The sequence below is a fragment of the Borrelia sp. RT5S genome (genome assembly GCF_021165755.1).
Classification (GTDB): Bacteria; Spirochaetota; Spirochaetia; order Borreliales; family Borreliaceae; genus Borrelia.
Window position 1 is genome coordinate 778,004 of record NZ_CP088936.1, and the last position, 12,915, is coordinate 790,918.

The window sequence follows — 12,915 nt, forward strand, 5'->3', positions numbered from 1 at the left end:
AGAGTGAAGACGTTTGTTATTATTGGTCTGAGTAATTTGGGTGTGCATCTTCTTGAGGACTTGAGTAAGCTTGATTGTCAGATTATTATTGTTGATACATCAAAAGAGTTGATTGAAGAATATGATGTTATTGCTACGGAAAGTTTTATTCTTGATCAATTTACTAAAAATGCTTTAAAGAAAGTAATTCCTGTGGATACGGACGCTGTCGTTATTGATTTTGATGATGATCTTGGTAAGAGTGCTCTTGTTACTCATTATTGTAATCTTTTAGGTGTAAGAGAGATATGTGTTAAAACTGAGGATAGGGATGATGCTGAAATATTGAAAACCCTTGGAGCTACAAAAATTATATTTCCAAGTAAAGATGCGGCAAGGAGATTGACTCCACTTTTAGTTTCTCCCAATCTTTCAACATACAATATTATTGGGTATGATATTATTGTTGCTGAGACTGTTATTCCTAAAGAGTATGTAGGCAAGACTCTTCTTGAGGCTGATTTGAGGAGAGAGAAGGGCATTACGGTGATTGCTGTTAGAAATTTAAGTAATTCTAGATATGAGTTTGTGGATGGAGATTATTTCTTTTTAAAAGACGATAAGGTTGTGATTTGTGGAAAACCAGATAGTATTGAAAATTTTACAAATAATAAGGACCTGATTAAGGACTTAATTGCGGCTTCTAAAGAAGACGAAGCTTCATTTAAGGAAGAAAATAAGAAGTTGAGTTTTTTAAGATTTTTTGATTTCATGAAAAAGTTTAATAAAGATAATAAGAGGGATTAAAGGATTTAGGATGACTAAGATTATTCCTGTTGCAAGCGGAAAAGGTGGTGTTGGTAAGACCTCTTTTGTTGCTAATATTGGCTATAAACTCTCAAGTTTGGGAAAGACTGTAATACTAGTCGATCTTGACCTTGGAGGTTCTAATCTACATACATGTTTAGGGGTTAAGAATACTGGTATTGGAATAGGTTCTTTTATTAATAAGCGTGAAAAAAATTTTTCAAATTTAATTGTTGAAACGCCTTACAGTAAGCTTTATTTAATACCAGGAGATGCCCTTTATGCAGGAACGGCCAATCTTCCCTTTCCCATAAAGAAGAAGATAATTGATGCAATTCAAAGGGATCTTGTTGCAGATTTTGTTTTCATAGATTTAGGCTCGGGTACATCTTATAATACTGTAGATTTTTATTTAGTTGCTTACAGCGGGATTGTGGTCACTGTCCCGGAGACTCCTTCCATACTTAATGCGTATTCATTTTTAAAAAATGCACTTTATCGTCTTTTGTACCTAGGATTCCCCCCAAAGAGTGATGAGCGTGAGTATATTAGTAATTTCTTTAAAGAAAAAATAGAAGGGTCAAATGTTAAATTTAAGGATTTAGTTACAGGAATTGAGCTTATATCTTTAAGTTCATCTCTTAAGGTTAAGAAGATGATGAATAATTTTTATCCTAGGGTTGTGCTTAATAGGATAGAATCTAGCGAAGAGATAGGTATGTGTGAAAATTTGATCAATGTTGTTAAGAACAATATTAATGTACCAGTAGAATTTATTGGATTTGTTCCATTTGCTAAGAGTTTTAGGGAATCTGTTAATAGCAGGATTCCATTTATTGATTTTGATAAAAATTCAAAACTCAATAAATATTTCGAGTTTATTTCGCATAATTTGATTAAATCTCCTCTTGAAGGCTCTCCTTATATTTACGATGATATATACGATATGATTAAGGATCAAAGTCAGTTTATTAGAAACTAGTTGGTTTATAATGAGTTATGTGGAGGAGTGGTGTAGTGTATAGGATTAAAGATAAAAAACTAGACTTCAGGATAGAAAGTCTGGGGGAATGTAAGCAGAATAATCCTTTAATTGATTTTTATGCTAGTGAGAGCCATGTGCATTTTACTAGCGAGGCTAATAAAATTAGATTTAGTGTTTATAAGAATGAAAAAAGTTGTGATAAGTATGAAGATATCCTTTTAGAGAAAGCTGGACCTAGAGATAAGATATATTTTATTCCAAAGCATGTTAAAGCGGCGATTACTACTTGTGGAGGGCTTTGTCCCGGATTTAATGATGTTATTCGTTCAATTGTAAGAACCTTATGGAAAGTATACGGAGTTCGTAATATTTATGGTGTTAAGTTTGGGTATCAGGGCCTTTTGCCGGATTCTAATTCTCCTTTTGTTCAACTTAATCCGGATATAGTGGATGATATTAACCAATTTGGCGGTACAGTGCTTGGCTCCTCAAGGGGAGGAATTAAACCTGTTGAAATAGTTGATACTTTGGAGAGAATGAATATTAATATGCTCTTTAATATAGGTGGAGATGGAACCCAGAAGGGATCTATTTTAATTGCTGAGGAAATAGCTAGGAGAAATTTAAAAATAGCTGTTGTGGGAATTCCTAAGACAGTTGATAATGATTTTATGTTTGTTCAAAAATCTTTTGGATTTGAAACAGCAGTTGAACAGGCAGTTGCTGCAGTTGCTGGAGCACATTTTGAGGCAAACAGTGCTTATAATGGGATTGGTCTTGTTAAGGTAATGGGTAGGGATTCTGGATTTATTGCTGCCTATACTGCTTTATCATCTAATGATGTTAACTTTTGTTTAATACCAGAGTTAGACTTTGACATTGAAGGACCTAATGGTTTTCTTGCACACCTTGAGAAGAGGCTTTTATCAAAAGAGAGTTTGGATGAAATTCCTCATGCAGTAATATTAATAGCAGAGGGGGCGGGGCAGAAATATTTTGATCCTAGTAGCCGCAGAAGGGATGATTCTGGTAATTTGTTATATGAGGATATTGGACTTTATCTTAAAGATAAGATTACAGAGTATTTTAATGTTAAGAATATTCCAATTACGCTTAAGTATATTGATCCTAGTTACATTATTAGAAGTTCACCGGCTAATGCGAGTGATTCTCTTTATTGTGCCCGTCTTGGTTCAAATGCGGTTCATGCTGCTATGTCAGGTAAGACAAATTTATTGGTTAGCTTGTGGAGTACAAAGTTCGTGCACATTCCAATAGAAATGGCAGTAATTGACAGAAATAAGGTAAATATAAATGGTTCCTTTTGGAGAGATGTTCTTGCAAGCACTGGACAACCATTTAGTATGAAGAATTAGAATACAAAATTTAACATGTCTGAAGGTAGTCCTCTAGCATTGTAAAAAAGGAAAGGGGCCTTGACCTTCTAAGCCCCTTTCTGTTACTTGCTATTTAAAAAAAGACTATTTCTCTTTGTTATGGCGTCATGGCTGGCTGGGTCCGTGTAGGTCTTCTGTAACGTTAAAAGAGCCACCGTTTGCGACGCGCTCAACTTGTATGGATTCTCCTTGATCTTCCTCTTCTTGTTTATCTTCGTTAGGATCTATCTCAAAATCACCAATTGAAAGTTCATCCTCGTCATCTGCTGGGTCATCGTCTTCATCAGCTGTACCTAAAACACTAGGAGCTGCGTTTGAATTGCTCACAGATCCTCCTTGTTTATTCCCTGTTGTCGAATTTTGAAGTGCTTTGATCTTATCAGCTGCTACATCAGCTTTCTTATTTGCGCCTAAGACTTTCTTACCTGTTACTGCACTATCTTTCCTGTTTGTTTTCCCTTCCTTTTTGTCTGATTCCCCATTCTCTTTAACTGATGTTGCACTCTCAGACACACCCGACCCGACCTGGTTTAAAAGATCACAAGACAGGACTGCAAAAGTTAGCAAAGCTAACACACCATTAACCATTTTATTCATTAAAATTCTCCTTTATGTCTCCTTTAACGCAGCAACCCAACTTTTATTGTAACCACAACAGTTGCCGCATCAATCGACATAACTTAACTATAGCACAATTCCTCTAGAATTCTTTTTCTGTATTGACGGTGGAGTTGTTTAGTTGGATCTACTTTGCTGCATTGCCTGCAATATTTAAGGCGTCCCAAGTCTTTGAAAAGGGCGGAGAATATGCGAAATCAAGCATTCCAAGCTCCCTTGTTTTAAGCTTCGAATAAACTGCAAGAGATAGTGCATGCATCCTTAGTGCTGCTCCATCCTTTCCGATTATCTGAGCTCCAATAATTTCTTCTGTTGATTTGTTGTAAATTAATTTGATGTATAAGTCTTCCTGAGTTGGGTAGTAATTTGTGTGATTTTTATCCTTTATAAACACCGATTTACATTCTATCCCCAGCCTTGAAGCACTTTCCTCCGTCAGACCAGTTCTTGCTGCCTCAAGAGATAAAACCTTAATGGATGCAGACCCCAGCGTTCCCCTAAAAGGAACGCGCTGTCCTGCTAAATTTTCACCTACTATTTTTCCCAGTTTACTAGCCGTTGTAGCAAGGGGAATATAATCATTCTGCTTACTTACAATATTGTATACCGTAGCACAATCACCCGCTGAATAGACACCCCCCACGCTAGTCTCACCGTACTCGTTAATAACGATAGCACCGTTTTTTAAAGTTTCAAGTTGTCCTTCTACAAATTCAGTAGAGGGACGTATGCCTGTAGAAAGAATTACAAGGTCAGCTTTATATGCTCCTTTATTTGTAATGATTCCTTCAATCTTTTCCTTTCCTACTAAACTTTTTGCAAATTCATTTGTATGAAGCAAAACATTGTTTTTAATTAACTCTGCTTCCATTATATCGGTGATCTCCTTGTCAAATGATTCAGTAAGTATTCGCTTGTCTAGTTGGATGACTCTTACATTTTTTCCTCGGGCCCTAGCAGCTTCTACCATTTCAACTCCAATATAACCAGCTCCGATAATTACTATGTCGTTTATTTCTTTTTCATCAAAAAGTTTTCTTATTTCTGTTCCGTCTTGCATGCTTCTGAGAGTATAAAAATTATTCAGTTGAATGTTTTCAATAGGAGGAATAATAGGATTCCCTCCTGTGGCAATCACTAACTTATCATACGTATCACTAAACACTTCTTCCGTTTTTAGATTTTTCACTTTAAGAGTACTACTTTTAGTGTCCACCTTAATAACCTCATGTTCGGTCCGAACAGATATTCCACTTCGTTCAAATTCATCAGGTGTTCTGGCTATCATTTTGTTTACATCATTAAAAAACCCTCCAATGAAGTATGGCAGTCCACAAGCACCAAAAGACGTGGTATTTGTTTTTTCATAAATGGTAATGTTTAATTCTTTGTTTATTCTTTTTGCTTTAGCAGCAGCACTGGTACCCGCAGCTGTGCCTCCGATAATTATTATTTTCATTTAAGCAAATTCCTTATTCTCTACCTTACTTTTATTGTTGTAAATATTTATATCTAACTGGTTAAGCCTTTTAGCAGTAATTATCCCTGCAACCATTGAATCGCTTACATTAGCAGATGTTCTTCCCATATCAATCAGAGGTTCAATAGATATTAATAGTCCAACTAGTTCTACAGGCAGGTTCATTGACGAGAGAACCATTAAAGATGCCATCGTTGCTCCCCCACCGGCTCCAGCTACTCCAAATGAGGTTATTATTATTACTCCTATGAGTTGGATTATAAATGAAGGATCTGTCGGGTTGATTCCTTGAGTAGGGGCAATCATTATTGCCAACATAGCAGGATGGAGAGCAGCACAACCATTTTGCCCAATTGAAGCTCCAAACGAGCTAGATATATTAGCAATACCCTCGCTAACCCCTAATTGCTCAGTTTGCACTTCTACATTAACAGGTATTGTTGCTGAGCTAGAACGAGACACAAACGCAAATGTTAGGACAGGAAATGCTTTTTGGATAAAAGTGATTGGATTTAGTCTATTAAGAGCAATTAAGACCATGTGCATTAAAATTGTAATGCCAATGGCAACATAAGAAGCAAGTACAAATTTTCCAAGCTTTAATATGCTTGAAGTGTCGCTTGTAGCTGATATTTTTGTAATCATTGCTAATATGGCATAAGGTGTTAACTTTAAAATCAAAATTAGCATTCCCGAGGTTAAATCTTGCGCTGTTGCCATTATCTTTTTGAAAAATTCTATTGACTCTGGTTTCTTTCTTGAGACTTTAAGAGCAGCTATTCCTACCAGGGCTGCAAATATTACTACTCCAATTGTTGAGCTCGGTCTCATACCGGCCATATCTTCAAATATATTCTCAGGGATGAGTTCAGCCAGTCTTTGTGTGATTGGAGTGTGGTGTAGACGGTCAAGCCCTTGGTTTGAATTACTTTCATATGTAATTCCATTTTCACTAGATTGAAGTGTCTCTGCTGTTAAATTAAAGAATAAAGAGGTATAAATTCCGATTATTGATGCAATCCCTGCTGTAAATACAAGAACCAATATTACATACAAGCTCATTTTCCAAACATCTTCGGTATGCGTTAATTTTACTATTGCGGATATTATCGAGACAAGTATGAGAGGTATTACGATCAACTTAAGAAACCTTATGTAGCCCGCACCTAAAATATTAATCCACTTAACACTTTCCTCTATGATTAAAGGCTCTGATTCATAAAAATATTTCATAGACACACCAAACACTATCCCTAACCCTAGTGCCGCAAAAATTCTTTTCGTAAATGAAATATGTTTTTTATGAAAAAAATACAATAGCCCTACCAGCCCAAACATAATCGCTATGTTTGATAATGTATACATTACCGTTATCTCCATACCACCTCTCACATTGAAACTCAAATAATTGTTTAATTATTATGATATTACCACATTTTTAAAATCTTTCTAAATTTTTGTCATTGCAGCAACTCTTCATAAGATTTTATTATTTCGTTCTTGATGTCCTCTTTCTTTAAGATTTGAGTTGCAATTACTTTTCCAAGCTGAACTCCTTCTTGGTCAAATGAATTTATGTTAAGTAAAAATCCTTCAAACATTACTTTGTTTTCATAGTGAGCTAGTATTGCGCCTACTACATAGGGTGTAAGTTCTTTTGAATATATTAATGATGAAGGTCTGTTGCCTTCAAAGTTTTTATTTTTGTTCTTGTCTTCTTTACCCTGAGAGAATGCAATAATTTGGGCTATTAAATTTGCCCTTAACTTGTCGCTGTTTGATGTCTCCTCTGTTATTACATCTTGCTTCAGTTGAGATTCACGAAATCCAATTAAATCCATCGGTACTGTTTCTGTTCCTTGGTGAAGCATTTGGAAGAATGAATGTTGCGCGTCTGTCCCAATTCCCCCCCAAATTATCCTTACCGTTTTGTAGCTTATTTCCTCTCCAAATCGGTTTACACTCTTTCCATTACTTTCCATTTCAAGCTGTTGTAGGTGAAGATAAAAATTTTCCATTGCTTTCGAATATGCTATAATACAGTTACTACTGTAATTTAGTACATTGCTTTCATATATACTAATTAAGGCTGCCAGAAGAGGGGCGTTATCTCTTACATTTTTGTTTAATGCTCTCCTATCAACTTCGTGAGCTCCTTTCAGTATTTCTTTTGTAACATGTTCTGTAAAGCAAAGGGTAATAAGGGCAAGGCCAACAGCAGATGTCGGTGAAAATCTTCCACCAATTGAATCGTGCATAAAGAAGTATTCAAGATATCCCTTTTCAAGCGTTAGTATGCTTCCCTTTGAGGTGATGATTATCATTTGTTTTCGGTATTCTTCAATCCCGCTATCTTTTAATTTTTTAATTAAAAATTGCATATTAGATGCGGTCTCTAGTGTAGATCCGCTTTTTGATACTACAATAAACAGAGTCTCAGCAAGATCTATGTTACTTAAAACTTCTTCAGCTTCGTCTGGATCAACATTTGAAATAAAATAAGCCTTCATCAGATGTAAATTTTTCTGTCTAGCATAATTTTTAATCGCAGTGTACAATGCTTTTGGTCCAAGACTTGAACCACCAATGCCAACTTGTACCACATTTTTAAATGGCTTGCCTCTCACGCTTTTAATTGATGCATTTTGAACCTGTTTTGCAAATTCGAAAATTCTTTTAAGCTCTCCTTCGAAAAATTCTCTCATATTTTCATTAAGTTCTGTTACTTCTGCATCCAAAAGACCTCTTGTTAAATGGTGTAAAACTTTCCTGTTCTCACTGATATTAACGTTGTTTCCATTAACTATTTCTCTATATTTTTCTATTAGTTCTGCTTCATCGCTTAAGTTTTGAAATATTTCCAGATGAGTTTCATTAATTTGTTTTGTAGCATAGTTGTAATTTACAAAGTTGTCGTCTACTGTGATATCGTATTTCTTTATTCTATCTGAAGTTAAAGCCTTACTTAGTATTTCGGGTTTGATTTTTGATAACTCCTGAAAATTTTTAAGCCTGTTAAGATTTTGATAATTGAGCACAATGTTTCCTCCGATAAATGTTATATAACTTAAATTTTAACGTGTTTTTACTCTTTTAAAAAATTTTTTTAGCTTTAAAATAATAAATTTTAAAGCTTTTATTATTATATTCTTTTCTAAGTAAACTCTCAGGTACTCTTCTCCAACATTTGCCTCACTTCTTGTCAATGCTTTTCTAGTATTATTTTCATCGAGTTCAATTTCAAGCAGAACTCTTTTATCTTCTGTGGGTATTACCCTAACCTCAACTTCTTTATAACCAAGCTCTTTTAAAACTTGATATCTCCTAAACCCCGCTACTAAATTTTTGTTCTTGTCTATTATTATTGGATAAAGCAAGCCATGTTTCTTTATGCTTTCTTTAAGAGCTGTTGTATCCCCTCCCGTACCTTGCCGGATCCTACTTTTTATCTTTATTTGTTCTAAATCTATTAACATTGTTACTAATCCAATTGAATATTTTCCCCATTTACATCTTTGTTTTCATTTTCGAAAGGAATAGAATCTTCTTCCTTCCCATCGTTTTCTTTAACATCCGAGTCGTGTTTTTCTTCTAGCTCATTTATATCAACCCCACCATTTGTTGTTGTGTCCTGTGTCTCTCGAGAATCCATTTTGTTATCATGATTATTATTGTCTTTACTTAAGTTGCTTTGATTTTTATTGTCTGTTTCATTAAGCTTATCAAAATCGTAGTTTATATACTCAAATTCGTGTGTTTCAATATTTAAGTCATCATTGCTGTCAATATTATCGATTCCATACACATTAAACTCCATCTTGTTTAAAAAATCAGATTGGTTTTCGTAATATTTTGATTTCTTAAATGGTTGAGTCCCTTCTATGAATATTTCATTTATTATTTTTTCGTTTGGTACCCCTTCCGGCAATAAACCTGTTTCTGCTTGTACAGCAACATTTATTATTCCTGTGGGTCTTGTGAAAACTTTCTTAGGCAAATTTTTATGGTACTCTGCCATAAATTTGCCCCAGCTAGGGCCAGCAAGACCTGTTCCCGTACCGGCAGTGCCCAGTGAATATCCCTTCTTATCAAAACCAACCCAAAGGGCCGCTGTTATATAAGGAGAGTAACCTATCGCCCATCCGTCCGCCCAGTTTTGTGTGGTTCCCGATTTTCCTGCAATATCAGAATTGAAATCTTTAAGGTTTGTATATCTTTGGTTTGCTAAAGTTCCGTATTGAATTGTTGATTTCATCATGTCTGTCATGATATACGCGGCTTGAGGAGATACTATTTGTGCATTAGCTCCCTTGTTTTTTATTTCGGTTAAGATATCGGATTCTACATTTGCCACTATTTTGCCATTCCTATCTTCAATGTGCCTTATTCCGTACGGCTCCACTTCCCTGCCATTGTTGCCCAAAATTGCGAATGCTCTTGTCATTTGTATTGGAGATGTTGAGATAACACCAAGCGCAAGAGGATAAACTTTGGGAAATGTTTTATTAATTTCGGTTTGATCTTTTATTCCAAGTAATTTGGCAGAGTAACTAATCGCATCATCAAATCCTAATGTATCTAGTATCCTAAGAGATGGGATGTTTAGAGATAGAGCTAGTACTTTACGTGTTAATACGCTTCCTCTCCATTTCCCTCCGTAATTTTCAGGAGCATAAACGTCTCCCGTTTCATTAAAAAAAGCTACAGGAGAATCTGAGAACATTGTAGCAGGTGTAATCTTTTTAAGATCAATGGCAGCTGAAAAGTACAAAGATTTAAATGCGCTTCCGGGTTGTATTTTTGCTTGGGTTGCTCTATTAAATTCGCTTCCCTTGCTATATCCGCTTCCCCCAACCATTGCCTTTATCGCCCCTGTTGTGGTGTCTATCGCTATGAATGCACCTTCTGGCTGCACGACAGAGTTTGGGTTTACTCTATTTCTCATTGTGTATTCTTTTGTTGCTTTGTCTACTAAATCAGCGCCCAAGACCGCCGCAAAGCTTGCAATTAAATCAATATTGTCTTCATAAAATTTTTTTGTTCTGAGCTTTTTGTATTGCCTACCATTTACTCTCGTACTTGCTATACCAAGCAAATCAGATATTGTGTCAATTACAGGAACTATTTCTGAGTTAATTGTTAATGTCTCAGACAATTTGGTAGAGTTGTACATTTTGCGAGCTTTCAAAATCATACCATGGGTGACCTCATCTGCACACTTTTGTGCATCAAGATCAAGCGTTGTATAAATTGAGTACCCATCTTTATATATGTTTGCCCCAGCTGGAAGATGTTTAACGATTCTTTGCCTTATGTATTCTGAAAAATAGGGGGCGTTGTCCTCCTTGTACGATACAGCAGATGTATCTGCCATACGAGTCCAATCGTAGTTTTCCCAATACTCATTAAACTCTTCTTCGGCTATCTCAGGACTAATTATTCCATTGGCTACAACCTGATTTAATACTGCCTTTTGTATTTTTTTAGAGAATTCCGGATTGTAGAATGGAGAATAGAGTTTTGCATTTGGTAACTGTATAAGCATTAAAACAGCTTCTGCAGTATTAATATCTTTAACACTTTTGTTAAAGAAGAAAGAAGCAGCTGCTACTACTCCGTAATTTCCGTTTCCAAAATAGACTTTATTTAAATATCTCTCAAGTATTTCGTATTTTGATAGTTTTTTCTCAAGTTGTATAGCCCACCAAATTTCATTTAGTTTTCTTAAAACAGATCTCCTTGCTTGATTAGTATAGAGAAGTTTTGCTAACTGTTGTGTTAGGGTGCTTCCTCCTGAGAAATATCTACCAAGTGCAATATTGAAAGCAGCTCTCAGAATTCCCACCAAGGAAAACCCTCTGTGAGAGTAAAATTCAGTGTCTTCACGTATTAACAAAGTGTTTATTAAATTGTCAGGCATTTCCTTTAAAGAAAGTAGTTCCCTGTTCTCATCGGATATAAATTGTGTGATTATTCTGCCGTTAGCGTCAAAAAGCTTTGAAGGTATAGCAGGGTTTGAGTCTCCGAAGTGCTTGTCTTTCTGTATATTAATGGTCCCAGTTATTGCAATTGAGAGCATAATAATAGAAAAGCTAGTAATAAAGTATGTTAAATAAAGGAGCATTTTTCCCTTGTTATTTAAATTAAGACCTTTCAAGCTACATCCTCGTGTGCAATTATACTATAAATGAAATAGAATTAATAATGGTTTTCTTTGGTTGTGATAACACGAAAATGTTGCTATACTTTTTCTTCATATGTGTTATGTGTATTCTTTGATGCGAATTAGCAATGAATGAAAGTATGGATCTTAAGAGTACTTGTTCGTTATTTTTGTTCAGTGCAATCAAGTTCTTATGGGGAAGTTTTATTTCTGAATTTATTGTAGTAACTTGTAAGAGGCTGATTGTGTCTGGTGTTTTGAAATGGAATTATTTTAAATGCCCTGTGAACAGTCTGAAGGTTTTAGATTTCGTTCCAGTGGTTCCCTAAGTGTCGGTTTCGGGTTGTTCTGTGTTTTTGTTGTTTGTTAGATTAGAAGGAGAAGTTTATGCTTTTGTCTAGGAAAATAAAAGATTATGAGTCTAAGTATAGAGGCAAAGAAATTAAAATGAGTACCGAGATAAGCAGTTTTCTTAATATTAGAAATACTGTTGAGATGAGGGTCGGTAGCTATGTAGTGTATGGGGTTATTTATTCTGTTTCTATGAATAGTATTAAGATTATTTTTCAGGAAGATACAGTGTTGCCGACTTTAGGTAAAAACAAAAACACAGGGAATATTCAACTTAAAAGGTTTGATGATTTTGAAGATAATTCTTTTTTTATTCCACCTTTATCTGTCAGATTGGCAAATACATCTGATTATCCTTCGCAAGAGAGGCATTACAATTTACTAACTTTAGATTTTCTATCTCCTATGCCAGAGGAGTTTGCTATTAAGGTTGGTAAGCTTCTAGATTTAAAGGTTGGGCAGAATCAAAGAATACATGAGCGTATTGTTGTTGATAAGGATTCACTTAGAAAACTTAAGCTTAACTCGGATAGGACTTTTATTGAATTTAACGGGATGAAGCATAAGTGCCTAATTAAAGACTTATCCTATGGAGGGGCGTTATTGATTTCTTATTTTGATTATGAGGAAGTGGAGGAGAAGGAAATTGACTTGGTCTTGAATTTTGACATTGAAGATAAGGAGGTGCTTATTAAGGGAAAAGCAAGGAATTTAAGTGTTATTCAGACTCCCAATGGCAAAGTTTTGGCTTTAGGTGTTGCCTTTTACGAGGAGGAAATTCCTCTTGAGTATACTATGCTAATCCATGATTATTTTAATTAAAAATTTGTGTTTGCAAAGACTAGGCGTGTTTCACACAATAGCATGCTATAGTGAGTGATGAACTCATCCCCTTGCTGGCTTTAGTGAGTTTGTTGTTGATTGAATAGCTAAGGGCGCGCGATCCCCGATTTCCTTGCTACTTATGCTTTGCAAGTATTTGTTTATGCGTCTTTTCAGAGTCTAAAAACTTCTTTTACATATCCTAAGCCTATTTTGCCGTACTTGTTCTCTATGTTGCTAGCTTCATAGGGACAATGAGGAGGGTTTGCAAGAAGAAGAACTTTACTTAAGGTTTGATTTTTGCTACGTTTTA

The 12,915-nt window shown here is 35.3% G+C and carries 10 protein-coding genes; 4 read left to right on the plus strand and 6 right to left on the minus strand.

What is annotated here, in order from left to right; all coding sequences use genetic code 11:
• Nucleotides 1–3: 3 nt before the first annotated feature.
• From LSO06_RS03755 to LSO06_RS03765, 3 genes are read left to right on the plus strand one after another with little or no spacing between them, the layout of a single operon-like run.
• Nucleotides 4–786 carry a potassium channel family protein gene (locus LSO06_RS03755; protein WP_231760710.1) on the plus strand — a complete coding sequence of 261 codons (783 nt, stop codon included), beginning with the start codon at nt 4–6 and terminating at the stop codon, nt 784–786.
• A gap of 10 nt (nt 787–796) precedes the next feature.
• Nucleotides 797–1,768: a nucleotide-binding protein gene (locus LSO06_RS03760; protein WP_231760711.1), complete on the plus strand. Its 972-nt coding sequence runs from the start codon at nt 797–799 to the stop codon at nt 1,766–1,768.
• Nucleotides 1,769–1,803: 35 nt separating this feature from the next.
• Nucleotides 1,804–3,147: an ATP-dependent 6-phosphofructokinase gene (locus tag LSO06_RS03765; protein ID WP_231760712.1), complete on the plus strand. Its 1,344-nt coding sequence runs from the start codon at nt 1,804–1,806 to the stop codon at nt 3,145–3,147.
• Between the two features lie 126 nt (nt 3,148–3,273).
• On the opposite strand, the gene LSO06_RS03770 is transcribed toward LSO06_RS03765, so the two are convergent.
• The 6 genes from LSO06_RS03770 to LSO06_RS03795 all read right to left on the minus strand — a co-directional run bounded on the left by LSO06_RS03770 (nt 3,274) and on the right by LSO06_RS03795 (nt 11,390).
• Nucleotides 3,274–3,765 (minus strand): hypothetical protein, encoded by a 492-nt coding sequence (locus tag LSO06_RS03770; protein ID WP_231760713.1) that lies wholly within the window; start codon nt 3,763–3,765, stop codon nt 3,274–3,276.
• A gap of 148 nt (nt 3,766–3,913) precedes the next feature.
• Nucleotides 3,914–5,245 carry a CoA-disulfide reductase gene (locus tag LSO06_RS03775; protein WP_231760714.1) on the minus strand — a complete coding sequence of 444 codons (1,332 nt, stop codon included), beginning with the start codon at nt 5,243–5,245 and terminating at the stop codon, nt 3,914–3,916.
• Nucleotides 5,246–6,646, minus strand: a complete 1,401-nt coding sequence (locus LSO06_RS03780) for an L-cystine transporter (protein WP_231760715.1) — start codon at nt 6,644–6,646, stop codon at nt 5,246–5,248.
• An 80-nt stretch (nt 6,647–6,726) separates the two neighbouring features.
• Entirely contained in the window at nt 6,727–8,304 is a 1,578-nt protein-coding gene (locus LSO06_RS03785) for a glucose-6-phosphate isomerase (RefSeq protein ID WP_231760716.1), read from the minus strand.
• Nucleotides 8,305–8,340: 36 nt separating this feature from the next.
• Complete coding sequence (locus LSO06_RS03790; RefSeq protein WP_231760717.1) at nt 8,341–8,742, minus strand: ParB N-terminal domain-containing protein; 402 nt, start codon at nt 8,740–8,742, stop codon at nt 8,341–8,343.
• Nucleotides 8,743–8,747: 5 nt separating this feature from the next.
• Entirely contained in the window at nt 8,748–11,390 is a 2,643-nt protein-coding gene (locus LSO06_RS03795; RefSeq protein ID WP_231760895.1) for a penicillin-binding protein 1A, read from the minus strand.
• A gap of 426 nt (nt 11,391–11,816) precedes the next feature.
• On the opposite strand from LSO06_RS03795, the gene plzA reads away from it, so the two are divergent.
• A complete protein-coding gene (gene plzA / locus LSO06_RS03800) occupies nt 11,817–12,602 on the plus strand; it encodes a c-di-GMP-binding receptor PlzA (protein ID WP_231760718.1) in 786 nt (261 codons plus the stop codon).
• Nucleotides 12,603–12,915 lie beyond the last annotated feature (313 nt).